Origin of the sequence: Estrella lausannensis, from assembly GCF_900000175.1 — a bacterium.
GTDB lineage: Bacteria > Chlamydiota > Chlamydiia > Chlamydiales > Criblamydiaceae > Estrella > Estrella lausannensis.
The window spans coordinates 1-20072 of sequence record NZ_CWGJ01000008.1 but is presented as its reverse complement, the minus strand read 5'-3'; the positions used below and the strand labels follow the sequence as shown (position 1 = coordinate 20072).

20 protein-coding genes are annotated in these 20072 nt (G+C 49.0%); 11 read left to right on the top strand and 9 right to left on the bottom strand.

Annotated elements, in window-relative coordinates; all coding sequences use genetic code 11:
- Positions 1-115: 115 nt before the first annotated feature.
- Genes ELAC_RS02750 through ELAC_RS02735 form a run of 4 tightly spaced genes read left to right on the top strand, consistent with a single transcriptional unit; the run spans position 116 to position 3331 of the window.
- A complete protein-coding gene (locus ELAC_RS02750) occupies positions 116-835 on the top strand; it encodes a glycosyltransferase family 2 protein (protein ID WP_098037757.1) in 720 nt (239 codons plus the stop codon).
- A complete protein-coding gene (locus ELAC_RS02745; protein ID WP_098037756.1) occupies positions 832-1512 on the top strand; it encodes a lipid-A-disaccharide synthase N-terminal domain-containing protein in 681 nt (226 codons plus the stop codon). Before ELAC_RS02750 ends, ELAC_RS02745 begins: the two co-directional genes overlap by 4 nt.
- Positions 1509-2669: a lipid-A-disaccharide synthase gene (lpxB, locus tag ELAC_RS02740; RefSeq protein WP_098037755.1), complete on the top strand. Its 1161-nt coding sequence runs from the start codon at positions 1509-1511 to the stop codon at positions 2667-2669. Before ELAC_RS02745 ends, lpxB begins: the two co-directional genes overlap by 4 nt.
- Positions 2666-3331 (top strand): lysophospholipid acyltransferase family protein, encoded by a 666-nt coding sequence (locus ELAC_RS02735; RefSeq protein WP_098037754.1) that lies wholly within the window; start codon positions 2666-2668, stop codon positions 3329-3331. Before lpxB ends, ELAC_RS02735 begins: the two co-directional genes overlap by 4 nt.
- Here ELAC_RS02735 and ELAC_RS02730 read toward each other — a convergent pair.
- From ELAC_RS02730 to ELAC_RS02715, 3 genes are all read right to left on the bottom strand, one after another.
- Positions 3304-4308 carry a 1-acyl-sn-glycerol-3-phosphate acyltransferase gene (locus ELAC_RS02730; protein WP_098037753.1) on the bottom strand — a complete coding sequence of 335 codons (1005 nt, stop codon included), beginning with the start codon at positions 4306-4308 and terminating at the stop codon, positions 3304-3306. The genes ELAC_RS02735 and ELAC_RS02730 overlap by 28 nt on opposite strands.
- A 2-nt stretch (positions 4309-4310) precedes the next feature.
- Positions 4311-5846 carry an Rne/Rng family ribonuclease gene (locus ELAC_RS02725; RefSeq protein WP_098037752.1) on the bottom strand — a complete coding sequence of 512 codons (1536 nt, stop codon included), beginning with the start codon at positions 5844-5846 and terminating at the stop codon, positions 4311-4313.
- Positions 5847-6435: 589 nt separating this feature from the next.
- Complete coding sequence (locus ELAC_RS02715) at positions 6436-6840, bottom strand: hypothetical protein (protein WP_098037750.1); 405 nt, start codon at positions 6838-6840, stop codon at positions 6436-6438.
- A 273-nt stretch (positions 6841-7113) separates the two neighbouring features.
- Here ELAC_RS02715 and ELAC_RS02710 point away from each other — a divergent pair, with 273 nt between their 5' ends.
- From ELAC_RS02710 to ELAC_RS02690, 5 genes are all read left to right on the top strand, one after another.
- Positions 7114-7581, top strand: a complete 468-nt coding sequence (locus ELAC_RS02710; RefSeq protein WP_098037749.1) for a YceD family protein — start codon at positions 7114-7116, stop codon at positions 7579-7581.
- A gap of 26 nt (positions 7582-7607) precedes the next feature.
- Positions 7608-7784, top strand: a complete 177-nt coding sequence (rpmF, locus tag ELAC_RS02705; RefSeq protein WP_098037748.1) for a 50S ribosomal protein L32 — start codon at positions 7608-7610, stop codon at positions 7782-7784.
- Between the two features lie 19 nt (positions 7785-7803).
- On the top strand, positions 7804-8775 hold the full coding sequence (locus tag ELAC_RS02700) for a hypothetical protein (RefSeq protein ID WP_098037747.1): 972 nt from the start codon (positions 7804-7806) through the stop codon (positions 8773-8775).
- Positions 8776-8939: 164 nt separating this feature from the next.
- A complete protein-coding gene (locus tag ELAC_RS02695; protein WP_098037746.1) occupies positions 8940-10904 on the top strand; it encodes an insulinase family protein in 1965 nt (654 codons plus the stop codon).
- A complete protein-coding gene (locus ELAC_RS02690) occupies positions 10901-11860 on the top strand; it encodes an insulinase family protein (RefSeq protein ID WP_204250521.1) in 960 nt (319 codons plus the stop codon). Before ELAC_RS02695 ends, ELAC_RS02690 begins: the two co-directional genes overlap by 4 nt.
- Before the next feature lie 260 nt (positions 11861-12120).
- On the opposite strand, the gene ELAC_RS02685 is transcribed toward ELAC_RS02690, so the two are convergent.
- On the bottom strand, positions 12121-12639 hold the full coding sequence (locus ELAC_RS02685; protein WP_098037744.1) for a hypothetical protein: 519 nt from the start codon (positions 12637-12639) through the stop codon (positions 12121-12123).
- 88 nt (positions 12640-12727) lie between these two features.
- On the opposite strand from ELAC_RS02685, the gene ELAC_RS02680 reads away from it, so the two are divergent.
- Positions 12728-13042, top strand: a complete 315-nt coding sequence (locus ELAC_RS02680) for a hypothetical protein (protein WP_098037743.1) — start codon at positions 12728-12730, stop codon at positions 13040-13042.
- A gap of 75 nt (positions 13043-13117) precedes the next feature.
- Here the strand turns inward: ELAC_RS02680 and proS are convergent, their stop codons facing one another.
- Positions 13118-14641, bottom strand: a complete 1524-nt coding sequence (gene proS / locus ELAC_RS02675) for a proline--tRNA ligase (RefSeq protein ID WP_098037742.1) — start codon at positions 14639-14641, stop codon at positions 13118-13120.
- A 114-nt stretch (positions 14642-14755) separates the two neighbouring features.
- Here proS and ELAC_RS11715 point away from each other — a divergent pair, with 114 nt between their 5' ends.
- Positions 14756-14908: a hypothetical protein gene (locus tag ELAC_RS11715; protein WP_158227789.1), complete on the top strand. Its 153-nt coding sequence runs from the start codon at positions 14756-14758 to the stop codon at positions 14906-14908.
- A gap of 52 nt (positions 14909-14960) precedes the next feature.
- Here the strand turns inward: ELAC_RS11715 and ELAC_RS02670 are convergent, their stop codons facing one another.
- From ELAC_RS02670 to ELAC_RS11710, 4 genes are all read right to left on the bottom strand, one after another.
- Positions 14961-16082, bottom strand: coding sequence for a coiled-coil domain-containing protein (locus tag ELAC_RS02670; protein ID WP_098037741.1), 1122 nt, complete (start codon positions 16080-16082; stop codon positions 14961-14963).
- Between the two features lie 560 nt (positions 16083-16642).
- Positions 16643-18862, bottom strand: coding sequence for a hypothetical protein (locus ELAC_RS02665; protein WP_098037740.1), 2220 nt, complete (start codon positions 18860-18862; stop codon positions 16643-16645).
- A 286-nt stretch (positions 18863-19148) separates the two neighbouring features.
- Positions 19149-19688 carry a hypothetical protein gene (locus ELAC_RS02660; RefSeq protein WP_098037739.1) on the bottom strand — a complete coding sequence of 180 codons (540 nt, stop codon included), beginning with the start codon at positions 19686-19688 and terminating at the stop codon, positions 19149-19151.
- On the bottom strand, positions 19642-20072 hold a 431-nt coding region (locus tag ELAC_RS11710; RefSeq protein ID WP_158227788.1), incomplete at its 5' end, for a hypothetical protein. The genes ELAC_RS02660 and ELAC_RS11710, both read right to left, overlap by 47 nt.

Genomic DNA, 20072 nt, shown 5'->3' with positions numbered 1-20072 from the left:
GCATCTCAAAAATTGAGATTTTAAGACACTTTCGGCAAACCTTCCAAAACTTGACCTTCAGCGCAAGAACCTGTATTCTTGAGTCCATTCATAAATCCTCAATTGAAGAAGAGCGATGGATCCCCTGTACAGTGTTGTTGTTCCCTTAAAAGACGAAGAAGCCAACGTCGAAGAGCTCATATGCCAGACCGAAAAGGTAATGAAAGGGCTTGGCGCTCCGTTCGAGATGATCTGCATCGACGACGGATCCAAAGATGGAACCCTCCTCAAGCTGCAATACCTGAAAAAGGAGCGTCCGTGGCTGCGCGTCATCATTTTCGAGAAAAATTTCGGACAGTCAAGCGCCTTCGATGCCGGATTTAAAGCTGCCAAAGGCGAAGCGGTGATCACGATGGATGGCGACTTGCAAAACGATCCGGCAGACATCCCGCGCCTAATTGAAGTGTATCGCGAAGGCTTCGACTTAGTCTCCGGCTGGAGGAAAGACCGTAAAGACCCGCTGTCGAAAAAGATCATCTCAAAATGTGCCAACTTTATCCGCAGCCGATTTCTCCAAGACGGTATCAACGACACCGGCTGCTCCCTCAAGGTTTACCGAAGAGAGAGCCTCCTTTCTATCAAGATGTTCAACGGGATGCATCGATTTTTGCCTGCCCTGTTTAAAATTGAAGGGTTCAAAGTGGTTCAAGTTCCGGTAAGCCACCGCGAAAGAAAGGCCGGTAAAACCAAATACAACATCTTCAACAGGTCGCTAAACACTCTTTCGGATCTCTTTGCCGTCAGCTGGATGCGCAAGCGCCATTTGGGTTACTGCGTGAAGAACGAGATCAAATGACGGAAAGTCTACAAGCCGCCCTCTATCCTCTGGGATTTATCTCTGCCCTCTTCTTTGGCGCCCGCTTTTTCCTTCAATGGCTCCACTCAGAAAAAGAGGGGCGCTCGACAGTTCCCCGAATTTTTTGGCAGCTCTCCTTCTTCGGCAACTTAAGCTTGAGTATCCACTCGATCATCCAGTTGCAGCTTCATGTGCTTTTGATCCAGACCGTCAATGCCGTCATCTCGCTCAGAAACCTGAATTTGATGCAGGAAAAGGACAAACGGTGGCCTCTCTCCTCTGTGATTCTGCTCTTCGTGCTGGCACTGACAGCCTCTCTCTTTCTCTTTTTCTTAACGTTCCAGGGATCAAGTAGCGAGACGTGGTTTAGAATTCCAACCGGCCCCTGGGCCTCCTCCTCGGCAGCAGCAGTTCCCGTTCTTTGGCATATCGCCGGATCGATCGGTCTCATTCTTTTCAGCAGCCGATTCTGGGTGCAGTGGGTGATGGCGGAGAGGGAAGGAAAGAGTTTCCTCGGGAAAACATTCTGGTGGACATCTCTTGCCGGAGATCTTCTGTGCCTTGCCTACTTCATGCAACTGCAAGACACCGTCAACTACGTCGGCCCACTTTTCGGCTTGATACCCTACCTGCGCAACCTGATGCTGATCTATAAACGAGGCAAAGTGCCGGTATGAGCAAACCACTTTCTTTCTTTCTTCTTGCCGGCGAGCCAAGCGGCGACATCCACGGCAAGCGTATGATTGCTTCCCTGAAAAAGATCGATCCCGGCTCCACTTTTTACGGGGTTGGAGGGCCTTCGATGCTTGAAGAAGGGTTGATACCCCTCTTCAGGATGGAGGAGCTGGCTGTCATGGGGTTTCAAGAAATTATCTTGAGCCTGCCTTCCCTTATCAAAAAACTTTTCTTCCTGTCCGGATGGATCTTGGAAAAGAAGCCCCACGCTGTCGTACTCATCGACTTCCCCGACTTCAACCTCCTCCTGGCACGCCTCTTAAGAAGAGGCGGTTTCCGAGGGAAAATCGTGCAGATGATACCGCCCACTGTCTGGGCGTGGAGAAAAGGGCGGATCCGCACTTTGGAAAAACATTTTGACTTAGCCCTGTCGATCTATCCTTTCGAAAAAAAGATCTATCAAAACACCAAACTGCCGGTTACCTATATCGGCAACCCCGTTTTGGAAGCCGTTTCCTCTCACCGGCCTGACTTTAGCTTCAGAAGCCGTTTTGGGTTCGATGAAAAAGATCCCATCATTGCTCTCTTTCCGGGAAGTCGCCGCCAGGAAGTGCATAATAACCTCCTCCTACAGCTCGAAGCACTGAAGCTCGCCACGACAGAAGCTCCGAAATACCGGGTAGCTGTCTCTCTCGCAAGGCAAGAGATGAAAGAGGAAGTGGAAAAACTGATAAGGAAAGCCGGATTTGAAGATGGTGTGAGTTTGATCCCCGCCTCTTCCCGCTATGATCTGATGGACAACTGCATGCTCGCCATCGCTAAGTCAGGAACGGTGACCCTTGAGCTGGCTCTCAAAAAACGCCCCGCGGTTGTGACCTATGCCGTATCTTCTTTAAACTACTTCATCGCCAGATATATCGTCCGCTTGGACCTGACCCACTTCGCCATCGCCAACATCCTTTCCGGAGAAGAACTTTTCCCAGAGCATATTGCAGACAGAGCCCCCAAAGAGGCAGTCGCCACAAGCATCCGCGACCTTCTGTCCAATGAACCCCGCCGGCAAAGCATACAGCAGAAGCAGGAACAGCTCTTTGAACAGCTGGCAGAAGCCCGACCCGAGCAGGAGATCGAAAAAGCCATGCGGAGTCTTCTTCGATGAAAAGGCTATACTACTACACCATCCAAAAAATCATCCCCAGAATCCTCGGACGAATCATCAAGGCAGCCGCCGCCCTTCTCACAATGACTTGTCGCTTTGAACTAAAGGGATTCGACCGTTTTATAAAAGAAGCCAAAGGACGCCCTGCCATCTTAGCACTATGGCACAGCAAACTGAGTCTCGCTCCTGCCCTACTCACCCGCCACACCCCATTTAATTACGCAGCGTTGATCAGCAAAAGCAAAGATGGGGAGATCATCGCAGAGGTCATCAACGCCTATGGAATCCGGGGGGAAGCGATCCGCGTCGCCCATTCGGCTAAATTTGGCGGGTTGATCGGCGCGATCGATCGGGTCAGAAAAGGGGAAAGGGTGCTCGTGATAACACCGGATGGGCCAAGAGGCCCTGCTAGGCAGGTGAAGGGCGGCATTGTAGCGATGGCGCTAAAATCAGGGGCTTTGATCTTTCCCATGGGCTGGACTTGCGACACTTGCTGGACGCTAAAGACATGGGATCAGATGGGCATCCCGAAGCCTTTCAGCAAAATCACCGTTTCGATCGGTGCACCGATAAACCCTGATGAGCTGACAGACCATGAAATGGCTGCAACCTTGATCAAAGAGCGCATCGATCTTCAGGAAACCTCTTCGATCCCCGAATAGAGCTCCTTCACTTGTTTAAGGGCATAGTCAGCCCGGGCCTGCCTGGCAGATTCCTTATTCATACCGTCAAACGCTCCACCCTGATCGAAGTCTATCCTCTTTCCGAAGGCCAGCCTGATCGGCGTGCAGGACGGCTTTCTTGTCTCACCGAAGGCATTGTCGACGCTGGCCGGAGGAGGCAAAAGGGAATAGGTCCAGATGGCCAGAGGATAAAAATGCGTTTTGGAACCGGACTTTTTGGCGATAAGACGGAACATCTCGATGCTTTGCGGATCGAACGGGGCCACTTCCGGCCGGCCGTGCGGTCCGAGGCGGTCGCGTCCGCCGCTTGGGGCGACATAGACAGCCACGCCTCCGTTGGAGAGAAGCTCGCCAAGCTTCTGCATTGCCTTCTGATTATGCATCAGCTTCTTCTCTTTCTCTTCCGGCGGGTGCTCAATTCTTCTCTTGGAATAGATGCAAATTAAATTCCTGCCTTTACTGAATGGAATGGCCAGTGGATCGGTCGTCACCCTGTGACCGGCGACAAAGACCATCTCCTTGGCAAATTCGGAATGCGTCTTCTCTAAAAGCAGGCTGATCGCCTGGGGATCGGGCTCTGTCTGGTGGTTGGAGAGAAACACGACATTCTCTCCATTTTTCAAGAGCCCGGTTATCTCATCGACGATGGGTAGTCCCTGCACATAAGAATCCTCAAAACGCACGAGCGGCCTTAAAAGATCCATGCCGAAGTGATAGTAGTCAAACGGACTGTCGATCCTTTGATGATAGGGCTGGAAAATAAAGGGATCTCCAATCTCGTCTTCAACAAGGGCCACAAACGTACTCAGGATGACTAAAGCCTTTTCCAAATCCCCTTCCCGCTCCCTGACGATAGCCAGATAATCATCAATGAAACCTGTAAGTATATCTTGAAGAGGGTCTGGAATATTATCCTTCTTCATGAATGACTTAAGAAGCCTGCGGGAAGAGTTCATGCCTACACCTCAATACGGGTATTGGTAATCGTCGAATAGAAATGGTATTCATTCAAATGCAGCGCATCGTCGTGGCCGAAATCGAGTTGTGCGTTCATGCTCTCGGCAAGCCCCTTGAGATAGCCCTTGTCGATGACGTGAATGTAGTGATCGACCTCAGGATGGACGACAAGCTTGATGCCGTACTGCTCGTTGCACTTGATTACCTTCTTAAGCGCCCTCTCGATCTCGATCGAGGTACTCTCATGGTTCTTGATCAGGCCTGTTCCATGGCAATATGGACACTGAGTGAAGATTGTCTGCAAAAGAGAGCCCCTCTGACGCTGCCTTGTCATCTCGACCAGGCCGAACTCACTCATGCCTAAGATGGTGCATTTGGCCGAGTCATCCTTCATGCACTCTTTCAACCTGTCTAGGACGCGGCGTTGGTTTCTCCTCAGCTTCATATCGATGAAGTCGCAGATGATAAGGCCTCCGATATTGCGGATCCTAAGCTGCCTTGCGATCTCCTCTGCCGCTTCCATGTTGATGCGCACCAAAGACTCCTCGACATCAGATTCGGCCGAAGTGCTTCTTCCCGAGTTGACGTCGATGGTGTACATCGCTTCCGTCTTGTCAAAGTAGAGGTAACCGCCGGAGGAAAGCCAAATTTTACGGCGGAGGGACTTTTCAATCTCCCGCTCGACATTGAACCTCTCGAACATCGGCGTCTTGTCGCGGTAAAGCTCGATACGAACAGGATTATCCCCGACGTAGCGGCTGTAGAGCCTTTTGCAGGTTTGGAACGTTTTGTAGTCGTCGATCAACACCCTGTCAAATTTTTTGTCGATAGCCGTCAGGATTGCCCGCTTGACGAGGTCTGACTCTTCAAAGAGCAGGGTCGGCTCGGAGGAATTTTGGAAATTATCCATAATCATCCTCCAGCTGTTAATCAGGTCGTTGGCCTCATCAATCAGCTGCTCCTGGGTCGCCGAAGCGCTTGCAGTACGGCAAATCAGGCCCATATCCTGCGGCATCTCAAAGGCGCGAATGAGCTTCTTCAATTTATCCCGGGCGCCTCTGTCCTCGATCTTCCTCGAGACTCCACGGTGGGAGGAGTTAGGCAACAGCACAAGGTAGCGTCCGGCAATGGAAATGTTGGCTGTGAGGCGTGCGCCCTTTGTCCCGATTGCCTCTTTCACCACCTGCACCAGCACCGGCTGGTCCGGCTTTAAAATTTGGTCGATCTCCATGTTGGATGTATCTTTGTCAGGAGCGGCCGCTTCATTCTCCATCTCGAAGTCCATGCCAAAAATCTCTTCCAACTTCTTTCTGTTGGCGACGACGTCGGAGATGTGGATGAATCCGTTATCCCCTTCGCCGATGTCGATAAAGGCGGACTGGATATTGCGAAGAATGTTCGTGACTCGGCCGCGATAGATGTTGCCGGTCAGCTGTCTCTCTTTTTTTCTTTCGATGATCAGATCGTGAAGATGTCCGTTTTTCAGATGGGCGTAGCGGATTTCTTTAGACTCGATATTCAGCAGGATCTCTTCCATAAACTCTCCGTTAAGTAGTATTCAGTTTGCCCAGGGGTCTAAAAGACTCGCCCACAGACTGAAATCTGTACGGTTTGTGTGCCGCATAAGGCAATGAAACTTTGAAAAAATTCATCCGATATTCTGATTCTTTTTCGAAGCTTATGCAAATTCGGCAGCAAAACATACTGACTTGAGTTTGTGGACAGTCTCTAAGGAGCGAGAGCCGCCTGGCAGAATCAACCCTGCCGGGATTTTCCTTGAAAAACAGATCTATTAAACGCCTTCCCTTAGGGGACGGCGGAAAAAGGGGGAGCTCTCGCCTTCAAAACCTCCGCAACAGGTTGTCCGGTTGCTTGCTTTTTGGGCATTAAAGGGTGAGTATACAGAATGAAGTGATTTAAAAAAAGGCGCTCCCTGAAAGGAAGCGCGGGGAAGGAATCGATTGAAAAACGAAACTTAATATTTTTGAGGACAGGCCACGCGATGCGTGGTTTGATTTGCCAATTCACAAGCCTTGAGGCTCAAGTGCGTAAGCCTCGCTCTGGAATGGGGCGGCAGGTCTTGAAATCCAGGTTGGCCTCCAAGGCTTTTGCGCATGCGCACTTCCCTAATTTTTAGGGCCCTCTTCTCCCTCGTTTCTCAGTTTTTTCAGCATCTCGTTAAATTTCCGGATAATTTCGCTTAAGTTCTGCAAGGCGCTATCCATCACTTGGGAATCCTGTCCGATTTTCTTGAGATCCTCGCTGCGCTCTATTCCTTCCTTTTCCAAAATCGAACAAAGCTTGGAGATAGACTGTAAAAAATTGGCGTAGTCATGCTGGATCTTCTCGATTCCCTGGGTGTCAAGCAGCAGATTCAGCTCACTTTCGGGGGGGCCTCGGGGCGCGGGAATGTAAAATGTAACGCCAGGCTTCTCCTTCGAGCCTTCAGGTGGACTGCCTTGAGGGGAGAACTGGATCACCCAGTCCATTTCTCGGCCAGCTCTCTGGCCTCCAAACCGACGTGATTCCATAAGCAACAAACCTTCATGTACTTACACTATTAGTTTAAAGCCAACCCTCCTGCATGTCAAATTAATATTTGATTAAACAAAGAATTCATCTCCGTGCCTGAAGTAAAAAAAAGCAGGACAGCTCTGAATCCGCCCCATTTCCTTTTTCCCTTCAAAGAAATTGCCGTTTCAGGTAAATTTTATGGAGAATTACTGATACAAGCTTTTATTTCAGCAGGTTGACTCCACGCTAAGCAGCCCTTGCAAAAACCTAAGCGAACTTAACTTAAAGCGATGGAAGACGAATTTAAGATCCATGTCGACAGATTAAGACACGGCGAAATGGAAAAGATCAGGGAGACGGTAGACCCCGGCTTTCTGGAACAAAACGATGAAGAGCTTGCTTTCAACGCGCCCATATCCTTTCATGGAGAAGCGTATTTAGCAGAGCAGGATCTGGTCGTGCACCTGGATATCGAGACAAAAGCCAAACTGCCCTGCTCGATCTGCAATGAGCTTACGGAAGCGCCGCTGATCTTGAAAGGTCTGTATCATATCGTGCCGATGCATGAAATAAAGACAGGGGTGTATAACCTCAAAGAATTTTTAAGGGAGACCATCGTCCTCGAGGCGCCGCACTTCGTCGAGTGCCACGGCGGAAGCTGCCCAAAGCGCAAAGAACTCAAGCGCTATCTTAAAAGCCCGGGCAGCACCAAGAAGGAAGAGGAAGATGGAACGTATCACCCTTTCAGTGAATTATAGAACATAAGATGATGAGGAGTTAAATTATGGCAGTCCCACGTAACAGATTGTCCAACGCAAGAAAGAATTCCAGACGCGCTCACCACGCCAAATCGCCAAAGCAGTCATGCAAGTGTAAAAACTGCGGAGTCGCCAAGCTTCCGCACGTAGCATGCCCATCCTGCGGCGCATACGGCAACGGCGTTGTCGTTAAAACGGCGTAAGCTAAGCTAAAGGTTTTTTTTGCTTATCGGTGTCGATGTCATGGGAAGCGGGGTTGATCCCAATGAAGCTTCCCATGCAATTTTTGACGCCATCAAATCGACGGATACTCGCGTCGAGCTGCTCGCGACAAATGAGCTGTCTTTATCCCTGCTTAAATCCCTTCAAAAATACTCTATCCACTCTCAAGTCACTGTCAAGGTCCTCGGCGAGCAAATCCGCATGGATGAACCTCCGGTCAGAGCTGTCTTGGACAAACCCGGATCGACACTGGTGCATGGTGTACAGGAGCTAAGCCGCGGGGCATATGACGCGTTGATCACGCTGGGCAGCACCGGATCTGCTATCGCCGCAGCCAAGCTCTACCTACCTCCTCTCGCCACAGCCAGCCGCCCCTTTCTCTTGGCAACCATCCCCTCGCAAAGCGGAACTCTCACAGTGGCCGATGTTGGCGGAACTGTAAACCCAAGGCTCGCCTTTTTCAGAGACATAGCCCTTTTCAGCATAGCCTTCAAGCGCGCTCAAACTGGAGATACGCCCGTCCGCTTTGGGCTTCTCAACATCGGTGAAGAAGCGACAAAAGGAACAGGTGTGCACCAAAAAGCGTTTTCACTTCTTGGCGAATTGGCAAATGAGCTCGAAGAGGCCGGCATGCGCGCGGTTTTCAAAGGCAACATCGAACCGGTAGACGCCTTTTCAGGCCCGATCGATGTGTTAATCACGGACGGCTTTACCGGAAATATCTTCCTCAAGACAGCGGAGGGGGCAGCCCGCTACATCCTTTCGCAGTTAAAGGCCTCTCACGGAGAAGACAACGCTATCGCTCACGAAGACTACCCTGGCGCTCTCGTGGCCGGCATCGATAAGATCATGATCAAGTGCCACAGCTACTCCAGCGGAAAAGCCCTGCAGAACGGCATCGAACAGGCACGATCCTACCACAAGAAAAATCTGCTCGAATCTATCCGGAAGAACATGCTGCCGGCCAATTGATTTCCACCAAACTGAAATCGTTCAAGCTGTTTTTGCCCCGAATAGTCGGCATTCACCTCGAAATCCAATCCGTTTATCACCTCTTGGATTCTTAACTGGACAAACCCTTTGGCGGGTAGTAGACTGTCGAAGATACAGCAACGCACTTTGAAGAGAAGGTTTCCATGTCACTTCCAGTCAAGATCGCCACCGCACTAGCACTCTCTGTCTCCCCACTCCTCGCCTATGAAGAAATCGAAGACCAGGCAACGCTCCCTATCCTGACTCCTTCCCTAAAAGAGCGTAAGACAGCCAAGATTCGCCTAAACAACGGACTCGAAGCTCTTGTCATCTCCGACCCCGGAACCAATAAATCGGGCGCGGTACTCACCGTATTGACAGGAAGCTGGTCCGACCCCAAAGAGCACATGGGAATGGCTCACTTTTTAGAGCACATGCTGTTCATGGGCACGGAAAAATACCCTGACGAGTCGGAGTATCAGCGCTATATTAGAGAGAGCGGAGGGGAAGCGAACGCCTTTACCTCGATCGATGCGACAAGCTACATGTTCTCGGTCGACCCCAACCACCTCGAGGGAGCACTGGACCGCTTCTCCAACTTCTTCAAATCGCCTCTCCTCAGCACTTCCCAGGTTGACAGGGAGCTGAAAGCGATTGACCAAGAGTATGCCAAGAACATTGAAAACGACGACATCAGGGAAGTTTTTGTCCATCGGGAACTGTCAAACCCCAATCACCCGATCCACAAGTTTTCCATGGGGAACTCCTCAACGCTAGCCGACGTCTCACAAAAAGAGCTGAGAGATTGGTATGAAAAGCACTACAGCTCCAACCTGATGCGCCTGATCGTCATCGGCCAGGAACCGATCGAAGAACTGAAACAGATGTTGGAAGATAAATTCAAGGATGTCGAGAACAAAAACCTCTCCCCTTATGTACCCAAGGAGTCGCTATCGCAGAGCGGCATGCGGGGCAAGCTAATCGCCATCGAACCGGTCAAAGATGTCAGGTCGCTTACTCTGGTCTTCGAACTTCCCAAGGAAGCAGCCCAAATGAAGGAAACAAAACCTCATATTGTCCTCAGCCACATTCTGGGACATGAGGGGGAAGGTTCGCTTCTTAGCCTTCTCAAGGAAAAAGGGCTTGCCACCGGCATCGCGACAGGCGAGCTGACTTCATCGGGCGAAAATCTGGAGATCGTGATTGAGATCTCTCTCACAGAAAAGGGTGTAAGGGAATGGAACGAAGCATTGGAGCTGACTTTCAAGGCCATCAACCTACTCAAAACGCAAGCTGTTCCGGAATATGTATTTGACGACATCCAGGCAGTGCAAAAAATCGAATACCAGTTTCAGACAAGGCAAGATGTCTTTTCTGACCTTATGCAAAAGGGGCTCTGGCTCGCTGAAGAACCCATCAGCACATTCCCCGAAAGGACGCTTATCATTAAGCGATTTGATCCGGAAGCGCTTTTAAACCTCGCAAAACATCTCAATGTAGACGGCGCCTATATTTACTTAAGAGCCAAACCTCCCCTGTTACCCTATTCACTCGATAAAAAAGAGACTTGGCTTGGCGCAAAATATGGCATTCACCCCCTTCCCGAAGGCCTGAAGGAAAGATTGAACCACTTGGGAGAGGAGAAAAAACTCTTCATTCCCAAGCACAACTCTTTCATCCCAAAAGATTTCAACAAAAGGCCGCTGGAATCGGATTATGCGCAGAAGTCATTGCTGCCTCTTCCTGTCCCCGTTCTGACAACCGAGCGGGCAAAAATCTACTTCGCGCAAGACAACACCTATCTGGAACCGAAAGCAGCGCTCTCCTTGCTGATCAGGTCGCCCCTAATCAACCCCAAAGACACTCGTTCAATAGTGCTGACCGACCTATATCTGAAAGCGGTCAATGACGCGCTGACGCCTCTGATCTACCCAGCCAAAATCGCCGGACTTGAATTCAGGATCAAAAGGGACGACGCCGGGCTGATGCTCTATGTCAGCGGCTACTCCGGCTCTGTGTCAGGGGCTCCCCCGACCCCACCGATGCTCTGTTTGAGGCTTTGGCGGAAAAAATCCGCTCCAAAGAGTATCCCCATGAGCGGTTTGCACAATACAAAGAGAGCCTTTTGAGGGAGTGGGGAAACTCCTTTGTCGCCACGCCCCTGGATAAAAGCATTCAGCTGCTGAAGGCTTCCATCTATAAATATTACCCCTTGCCTGAAGAGAAGATAAAAGTCCTTCAAGACATCACTGCCAAAGATCTCGACAGTTACATCCAATCGCTCTATTCAGAGGGATTTGTGGAGGGAATAGTTCTCGGCAACCTTACGTCTGAGGAAGCAGGGAAAATCGCAGGCATTGCGGAGAAATCCTTTGCCAAAACGCCCTACAAGCCACCCTTCTTCCAGAGGGAAGTGCTCGATATGAAAGGTAACTTAGGCCCGCACTATCTCGAAGAGACCATTGCCGCACAGGGCAATGCAGCCCTCCTGCTAATCGAAAGGGATGTCGTCTACTCCCATAAAACACGTGCCATCCATCAGATCCTGACACAGTCCATCCAGGAGCCATTCTTCTCGGAGCTGCGAACAAGGCAGCAGACCGGATATATTGTCCAGGCATCCGGAGAAGAGATCGACCGGCGCCTTTTCAATTTCTTCTTAGCCCAGTCAACGACCCACAGTCCAAGGGATCTGCTTGCCAGGTTTGAGTTATTCCTCGAAAGCTTCGTTCAGGAGCTTGCCAATAAAGAGCTCACGGAAGAGCGCTTCAACAAGATAAAAGATGCCTTGATCTATGACCTGAAAAACTCCGTCAAAAACATCTCCCAGGCGACAGAACTCCTGGCCCATTTGCTCTATCTTTATGGAGGGGACTTTCAATGGGTTGAAAAGAGACTGAAAGCGCTTGAAGAGCTAACCTACTCCGAGTGTTTAGAGGGCATACAAGATACTTTGAGCAAAAAAAATCTCAAACGCTTTGCGATTTTGTTGAAAGGCAAGCCGACCGACTCTCCTCTGTTTGAGTATCAGCCCGTCAGCAGTCTCGAAGATTTCAAACGACAAGAAGATTATAGAACCCCTTAAGTCAAAAAATATCTCAGAATTCGGGCCCATTTCTTGGGAAACCCGAATTCTGAGCCACTTTCATCATCACTTAAGCACCCGGTTTTCTACCGGATCATCCGCTTCTAGCCTATCTGAATCTGAAATGATGTGATTTAGCTACTAAACAGGTCTCTTTGAGACTCTCCAAAAAGAAAAGTAGCGGCTGCAATTTTGCCTGTTGCCTTCACGACTGAGACGGCAGGCCCGACTTTTCCCAAGGAAAAGAAGCACTAGCCGCTCTAAATGATGACAGCTTTGATTGCCTCGGCAGCAAGGGCCAGTATCAAACCGGCAGTAAATGCAGCCAGTGTGATCTGCCAAAGCTCCTTTTCTGAACAGAATTTTCCTTTTGAGGACACTATTCTCTCTACGGCTTGCTCATTAAACTGTTTTTGCATCTCCCCTTTAATCGAACAGCTGATATCCGGCATCACAGCCAATATCGCCTCTTCGGCTTCCAATTCGATTTTCCTGACAAAATCGGAGGAGAGGAAGGACGCGGCAAAAGGAACTTTTGCTTTGATCTCGGCAAAGGTGTTTTTTAAGTGGTTCTGAAAAAGCGTGCTCATCTTATCTTGCACCTCGCTGCTGTCAGCAAACCGGCCTATCTCCTCTGTCAATCGATCCATCAGGGAAGCTCTCCTGGCAAAAAACAGGAACAGGCGGGTTCGGAGGGAAGGAGAGCGGAGAAGAAGACGCAGCGTAAGGTGCGCGGCGAGCGCGAGAAGGAGAGCGTAGATAAGAGTGGAGACAAGCATGAAATCCCTTAGAAAATAAAAGACTTGAAAAAAATCAGTCTGCTAATGTAAAATTATTCTTTAACAACCATTTAACTTCTGTTTTATCATGATATTTAACACTCTTGAGAACAAAAGTAAGCAGAACGAAAAAAAGCTGCGCGAGTTGACTTTGCAATATGAGCGCCTAAACAAAGACGTTGAGCGCTTTTTCAATGAGCTAGATGTCAAGCCTGAACAGCTTTCTCATATGGCAAACAACCCCGACAATTTTCCTCCCAAAGCGTGGGAAGAGCTCAAAAGGCTGCATAAGGAGCTAGATGAGCGCCTTGAAAAGGACTTAAGCACGATTCGCGATGTCAACAAGGCAAAAAAATCGTTCGAGGAAAAGAACGTATCCCGCCACTGGATCTACTGCCGTTAAGTGCAGTAAAAATCTTTTCACTGCTCTTCGCAAGAGCGCGCCCGCTAGAGCAGCGCTCCTGTCTTACCGGCCAAATCAATAGGATTTGGCGAAAATAGCATCCACCGTCGCTTTTTTCCCCGTCAGAATGCACTTGCCTTCCGTGCCGCTTTGCTCCAGCGGCAGGCAGCGCACGGTGACCTTAAGGCTTTCGAGCAACTTTTCCGACTCAGGATCTTCGCTCCACTTACCTAGGACAAACCCGCCGTGTATTTCCGGTTTATCGCCGTTTTTGGGAGTAAAGAAGCGCTGGAACTCCTCAGGTGAGTGAATATCCCGCTTTAGGTTGGCATCCCGGAAGCTCTTCGCTTCCTCAAAATAGCCGTTCTGAATTTCACCGAGCAGCTCGGGAATCTTCTCCTCTAACGAGTTAATATCCAGGAACATTTTCTCTTTATGCGGCCTGTCGCGCCTGCAGAGGGTTACACCCTGATTCTCCAAGTCTTTCGGCCCCACTTCAATACGCAGCGGCACCCCTTTTTTGATCCACTCCCAATTTTTGTCTCCCCCTCTTCTGTCTCGTTTATCGACAAAAACGGTGACGCGCTGATCATGGAACTTCAGCTCCCGAATTTTTCTCTCGACGCGATCGGCAAACGTCATCACTTCCGCTTCCACTTCAGGACGCGGTATAACCGGAACAATCACCACTTGTTTAGGAGCGATGCGGGGAGGCAGACGCATACCGTCATCGTCGGAGTGGCACATCACCAGCCCTCCGATCAGTCGCGTTGTCACACCCCAGGATGTTGTATAGCCATATTCCAACTGTCCATCCTTGTTGGTGAAACGGATGTTGGAAGCTTTGGAAAAATTCTGCCCCAGATAATGCGACGTTCCTGCTTGGATGGCCTTTTTATCTTGCATCATCGCTTCACAGGTGAAGGTGTCGACAGCACCGGGAAACCTCTCCCCTTTGGACTTGCGTCCGATGATGACAGGGATGGCCAGCACATCTTCCATAAACGAACGGTAGGTCTCCAGCATCGAAAGAGTTTCCTGAATCGCCTCATCCTCGGTCGCATGGACGGTGTGCCCCTCCTGCCAGAGAAATTCCGCCGTTCTTAAAAAGACGCGCGGACGCATCTCCCAGCGCACGACGTTGGCCCACTGGTTGATCAGAAGGGGGAGATCCCGCCAGGATTCGACCCATCTAGAGAAGGACTCCCCGATGATCGTTTCGGATGTTGGCCGCACGACGAGCGGCTCTTCCAGCTCACCGGCAGGAACCAGTTTGCCATTTTTCTCTTCAAGGCGATGGTGGGTGACAACTGCACACTCTTTAGCAAACCCTTCGACATGTTCGGCCTCTTTCTGCAAAAGGCTAAGCGGGATGAAAAGAGGGAAATAGGCGTTTTCGTGCCCAAGGCTCTTGATCCTGTCATCGAGCTGTCGCTGAATATTTTCCCAGATGCCAAATCCCCAAGGCTTGATCACCATACAGCCACGCACGGAAGAACCTTCCGCCAAGTCCGCTGCCTTGATCACTTGCTGATACCACTCAGGATAATCTTCCTGTCTCGTCGGAGTAATCGCTGTTTTAACCAAACTTTTATTCATAATCGGAAAGATCCTTATCTTGTGAGGCAGCATTTAAGAGACTGTCCACAAACTCAAATCAAACAATTTGAGTTTGTGGACAGTCTCTAAGCAGTCTCCACCTGGAGAGTGCTGATGATTGGCAGCCGCCCCGGTAAAATGGGGTTTGAAAAGAAAGAGTATACTAAATCACGAAAAGTTGGAAAACCGGAAAAAGAGAGAATACCGCAGCGTGAATTCAAAGAGAGCGGCCCCCTTTTTCATAAGGATTTCGATCACAAAACATAAAAGGCAATTAGTTAAAGACTTAAAGAAATTTCACCCTCTCTTACAAGGAGTTTTACCCGGTTTTTTCCTCTAAAATCTTCTCGATCATTTCAATCACTTCCTTAAACTTTTCGGCCCCATTTTTCTGCCCGAGCAACACTTTTTTTAACGTTCCCAGGATCTCGTTTTGCTCAGCCAGTTTCTTCTCAAGCTCGGCAAGTTGGACGCTCTTTTCCCGAACGGCACTCTCCAATTTTTTTGTCGCTTCAAGAAGCTTGTCGTCATACTCATCGAGGCGAGCGGCCGACTCTTTAAACTTGGAAGCCACTTCAGAGATCATGCCATGGAAGGTTCCCATGAGCGCAACCTGTCTTTTAAGTTCGCTATTCAGCGCTTCGAGGCGTTTGTTTTGCACGGAAAACTCATCTGTTTCACCGGACAATCCTGCGATGTTGCCATCCCAGGCTTCGTCTAGCTCCTTGAACTCCTCAGCCTGGATACCCAACTCTTTCAACTGCATCCCGAGGCTTAAGTTCACCTGGCCGAGCTTCATGATGAACTGATAGGTTTCCGCTGTTTTCTTTTTAAAGAGATCGAACGCTTTTGATACCTGCTCAAGTTCTGTTGTTGTCGTTTCGAGCTGCTTTCGAATCGCGTCAAACTGCTGAACCCTTTGATCTAGCGTCCTTTGTATTCGGTCAGTTGCCTGCTCCTGCTTGTGGTAGGTGTCTTCCCATTGCTGCCTTTCGGCATCCAATTTCTTTGCTGTCTCGGCCAAATCTTTGTTTTGCCCTTCCAAATCCCCGACACGATCCCTGAATGTGCCTATCTGATCCTCTAGATCCTTTTCCGGTTTAAATTGCCGAACCCTCATGCAGCTTACGCACTGCGCCGCACCATTCAGCAGAAGAATAAAGGCTACAACCGAACCTCCTATCACGATTCCCTTTTGCAAGCCGGCGTCGCTCGGATCTGTCATGAATAGGGAAGCGGCGATGACAATGACGATCGCCGCAATTGTCAAGGCACCGTTTGTGGCAACGCAAACTGAGGAAGGCACTTGAGTCCAGTCTTTAAAGATGCGTCCGCAGCAAGAGCTCCTTTTGACAGGCACGAGCTCTCCTTGGCCTACCGTACCCCCTCCGCTCATATCCTTCATCTCTATGATAGTATCTTGCTCTAGAACAGGCTGCATGACGGCTCCTTGGTTGGATGGACGTATATACTATACCGAAACAACTTGAAGAATTGGAAATTTGGCCAGGAGGGCCTTAAGAATTTTTGTCCAGAGCGAGCGACCATTGCCGAGAGGCAAGGCGCGAGTGAGAACGAAAATTCTTAAGTAGACCGGACGAAGCCAAAGACCAATTTTTCAAGTTGTTTCGGTATATTAATGAATAGCTAAATTACACCGAAAATCTCTGCAACGAACAAAAAACAAGTTGGCGATAAGAACCTACTGATGAGCGATCATATACGAAAGGGCTTTGTTGCATAAATAGTTTAAAGAATCTGTTGTCACTCTAACACTTACGCGAAGACCTATGCGGTAACAATCTCACAAAATCCATAAGAGATCTACGCATCCTTTCCTTAGTATCTCTAGGAATGACTTTATTCTGGGGATCTTCAACGAATTAATTGAGACTTGAAACGCATTGAAATTTCTACCCTGCGAGGAGGAATTGGCAATGAGGGCAGACGGTAGTACATCATCCTTAGAAGCGCTTTTCAAGGCAGATGGTCGCGGGAGCGCTAATCAACCTGTCTTGCATATTTGATGGTATAAACACCGCTCTTTTGAACTCCTCCACTGCCATCGGAGTATTCATAAGGGGCCGGTCCTCCAAGAGCCTCAAGATCCTTGCCATAGCGATTCTCTCCGTCCTTCGAGGTCAGTGGAACGCCTAAGTCTTGTGCGATCTGTTTCGCCAGGGCGTTAAGAGCTGCTTGATGCTCGGAAGGAATAGAGTCCGGGTATAGACGCTCACGAAAGATTACCGGTTTTTCTCCATCCCATAAAAGGCGCAGCATGCAGCGGGATACGATCTTGTTTCCATCTTTGATGGCAAGCAATCGATTTTTACCATCCACTAAATACCCCAGCAAACCTTTGTTTAAACTCGGACCGCCATCCAGACGCTGGCAGCTGCCGCTGACATCGGTGCCGCACAGAAGAAGGTCGATAGGGTCATCGGTAAGGACAACCTTGAGAGCGCTCTCCGGCTTAGTTGTTTTCTTCTCGCTCTTAACAAGTTCTAGAAGTCCTTTCACGTCATGGGCAAATTCGCTATTTTCATACAGCTTCATTGCCTTGTTGATATCTTCTAAAAGTTTGATCACTCGTGGCGAATCGGCATCCTTACCGGCCTTCAGAGAGAGCAGGCAGGCTTTTTGGAAATTCAAATTTTGCAATACGGGATCTTCAGTCGCCTCTTGAGTGAGCGATTTCAGATCCTTGTCTAACCTCTGGAGGCTTTTCACTGAGTCGGAGAGATCTTGCTCAAGAGCCTTTACCTCATTCTTAAGCTTTTCTAATCGTATTTTTACGGCTTCTTGACCGCTATTGCCCAGAGTTTTTACATCCTTCTTTTTTCTACTAAGGTCTTCAGTCAATTTTTTATTGTTTCCCTTCTGGACATTTATTTGGGCACGCAGTGCATTTTTCTCTTCTTCCTTCATGGCCAATTTGATTTTAGCGACCAGATCCGAGAAGATTTCAGCTCGTTGATCAGCAGTTGCTGCTTGGAGGTATTTTTTAACAAACGAGAGGTCTGCATCGGCAAGATGGTTGTCTGTGATCAGTTTGTTTGTGATCCATTCCCTTAGATCAAGGCTATTTTGACCTTTTGCCTCTGAAGAGAGGCTCTCTAAACCGACCGTTATTTCCCTTTTCCATTTTTCAATCAAATCCGAATTCCCCGTAGAAATGGTTGCAAGATGGGGATTATTGGCTGTGTCATACCGCTTGGATTTAAAAGTCCCATCTAAAACAGACACGGTAAACTCCCCAAGGCACTGCATCACTGCAGGCTCGTTAAGAGTTTTAAGGCCGGCAGCATACGTGAGCAGCCCTCCGGGGTTGCGGCATGTTCCGAATATTTCGTCATACTTTTCGGATGCGTTCCCCTCTAATTTTTCCAGGGGAATAAGTTCCCCGAGCGATGCTCGGAATTGCGCGTCAAGATCCTTGTCAGCAATCGGCCAGCTTAAATCTTGGAGCTGGAGCAGCCCCTTAACAGCTGTCACATTTTTTACAATCCGCTCTTCGTGGCGGATCACTTCAAAGTGCCCCTCTTGCTTCTCAAAAAAAATCTTTTCTAATCCCTGCCTTTTTAATTCAGGCGAATAAATACCGCTCTGTGCAAAGAAATGCATGATATTCAATAGGAGCTTGACTCGATACACATCCCGAAACTTGCTCGTCCTGGAAGTTTGAAATTGACTTATCCCGGCAGCAACCTTCACCAACCCATCCTCAGCCACCCCCTGTTTTTTTAATTCATAGAATGGGATCGCCAAAAGCATCAGCCCTCTCTGCCCTGAAGTACCTCTAACACTCTTGATAAAAGCGTCCCAAACCTCCCTGCTTCCTTCATCAGCGGCTAAGTCATACATGCCATTGGATAGTCTCACCCTGAGACTCGGATCTTGCAAAAGGCCTAGTTCTGTCCACAGCCCGCAACCGAGCATCCACTGAGCAGCATCCGTTTTCATGTTGCTGATTGTGAAAACCGACGCCAGGAACCATAGACCGGCATTATTTTGCACATGGGGTTCTAATTCACTGATCTTCAATCGGAAGTCTTCGATGGTTTTTCGATGACCGTCAGCAAGAGGTAGAGATTTGACAAGAGCTGCCATCTCTTCAAATAGCTGACTGCGAAGCTCCTTCTCCGGTTCGTCGGTTGTAAAAACTTGGACAATTTGCGATAATTTTACCAGATCGCTAGGTAGAGGTGAAAAGTTACCCATAGAGAGAATCGCCATAGGATCTGATCTGAGACATATGGAGGATACTTCGAAGACAGCAGTTGAATCATTTATTCCGAAGTTCTTCAAATTAAAAGCCGTGCCCCCACTATTTCATTTTGATCTTCGATTCCGAAGTTCTCAAAATACTTAGCCGTGGTCCTGCCATCTTGCTGGGCGCAGAGCTTAGCGATTTCTACTATTGCATTTTGATCTTGGATTCCGAAGTTCTTAAAATACTGAGCCGTGCCGACGCCACTTTGCTGAGCGCAAAGCTTGGCAATCGCTACTATTTTATCTTGATTTTCGATTCCAAAGTTCGTGAAATACTGAGCCGTAAACCCGCCGTGAACCAGCCATGTTGCTGTGCGCAGAGCTTGGCGATCTCTACTATTTCATTTTGATCTTCGATTCCGAAGTTCTCAAAATACTTAGCCGTGGTCCTGCCATCTTGCTGGGCGCAGAGCTTAGCGATTTCTACTATTGCATCTTGCTCTTGGATTCCGAAGTTCTTGAAACAACAAGCTGTGTACCCACCATTTTGCTGGGCGCAAAGCTTAGCGATTTCTACTATTGCATCTTGATCTTGGATTCCGAAGTTCTTAAAATACTCCATCGTTTCCGAGCCACTTTGCTGGGCGCAAAGCTTGGCTATCTCTATCTTTTTCTCTTGATCTTCGATTCCGAAGTTCTTAAAATACTGAGCCGTGGTCCCGCCATCTTGCTGAGCGCAGAGCGTCGCGATCTCTATCTTTTTCTCTTGAGCTTTGATTCCGAACTTCTTAAGATTCTGAGCCGTGACCTTGGCATTTTGCAGTGGTCCTGCCATCTTGCTGGGCGCAGAGCTTAGCGATTTCTACTATTGCATCTTGATCTTGGATTCCGAAGTTCTTAAAATACTCCATCGTTTCCGAGCCACTTTGCTGGGCGCAAAGCTTGGCTATCTCTATCTTTTTCTCTTGATCTTCGATTCCGAAGTTCTCAAAATACTTAGCCGTGAACCAGCCATGTTGCTGTGCGCAGAGCTTGGCGATCTCTACTATTTTACCTTGATCCTTGATTCCAAAGTTCATGGAATGAAGGGCCGTGCCCCTGCCATCTTGCTGGGCACAGAGCTTGGCGATCTCTACTATTCCATTTTGACCTTCGATTCCAAAACAGTAGAAATTGCAGGCCGTGCCCTCGCCATCCTGCTGGGCGCAGAGCTTGGCGA

Bases quoted from the DNA above. Each gene is read 5' to 3' on its own strand.
- ELAC_RS02750 (WP_098037757.1), top strand. From the start codon at position 116: ATGGATCCCCTGTACAGTGTTGTTGTTCCCTTAAAAGACGAAGAAGCC.
- ELAC_RS02745 (WP_098037756.1), top strand. From the start codon at position 832: ATGACGGAAAGTCTACAAGCCGCCCTCTATCCTCTGGGATTTATCTCT.
- lpxB (WP_098037755.1), top strand. From the start codon at position 1,509: ATGAGCAAACCACTTTCTTTCTTTCTTCTTGCCGGCGAGCCAAGCGGC.
- ELAC_RS02735 (WP_098037754.1), top strand. From the start codon at position 2,666: ATGAAAAGGCTATACTACTACACCATCCAAAAAATCATCCCCAGAATC.
- ELAC_RS02730 (WP_098037753.1), bottom strand. From the start codon at position 4,308: ATGAACTCTTCCCGCAGGCTTCTTAAGTCATTCATGAAGAAGGATAAT.
- ELAC_RS02725 (WP_098037752.1), bottom strand. From the start codon at position 5,846: ATGGAAGAGATCCTGCTGAATATCGAGTCTAAAGAAATCCGCTACGCC.
- ELAC_RS02715 (WP_098037750.1), bottom strand. From the start codon at position 6,840: ATGGAATCACGTCGGTTTGGAGGCCAGAGAGCTGGCCGAGAAATGGAC.
- ELAC_RS02710 (WP_098037749.1), top strand. From the start codon at position 7,114: ATGGAAGACGAATTTAAGATCCATGTCGACAGATTAAGACACGGCGAA.
- rpmF (WP_098037748.1), top strand. From the start codon at position 7,608: ATGGCAGTCCCACGTAACAGATTGTCCAACGCAAGAAAGAATTCCAGA.
- ELAC_RS02695 (WP_098037746.1), top strand. From the start codon at position 8,940: ATGTCACTTCCAGTCAAGATCGCCACCGCACTAGCACTCTCTGTCTCC.
- ELAC_RS02685 (WP_098037744.1), bottom strand. From the start codon at position 12,639: ATGCTTGTCTCCACTCTTATCTACGCTCTCCTTCTCGCGCTCGCCGCG.
- ELAC_RS02680 (WP_098037743.1), top strand. From the start codon at position 12,728: ATGATATTTAACACTCTTGAGAACAAAAGTAAGCAGAACGAAAAAAAG.
- proS (WP_098037742.1), bottom strand. From the start codon at position 14,641: ATGAATAAAAGTTTGGTTAAAACAGCGATTACTCCGACGAGACAGGAA.
- ELAC_RS11715 (WP_158227789.1), top strand. From the start codon at position 14,756: ATGATTGGCAGCCGCCCCGGTAAAATGGGGTTTGAAAAGAAAGAGTAT.
- ELAC_RS02670 (WP_098037741.1), bottom strand. From the start codon at position 16,082: ATGCAGCCTGTTCTAGAGCAAGATACTATCATAGAGATGAAGGATATG.
- ELAC_RS02665 (WP_098037740.1), bottom strand. From the start codon at position 18,862: ATGGGTAACTTTTCACCTCTACCTAGCGATCTGGTAAAATTATCGCAA.
- ELAC_RS02660 (WP_098037739.1), bottom strand. From the start codon at position 19,688: ATGGCAGGACCACTGCAAAATGCCAAGGTCACGGCTCAGAATCTTAAG.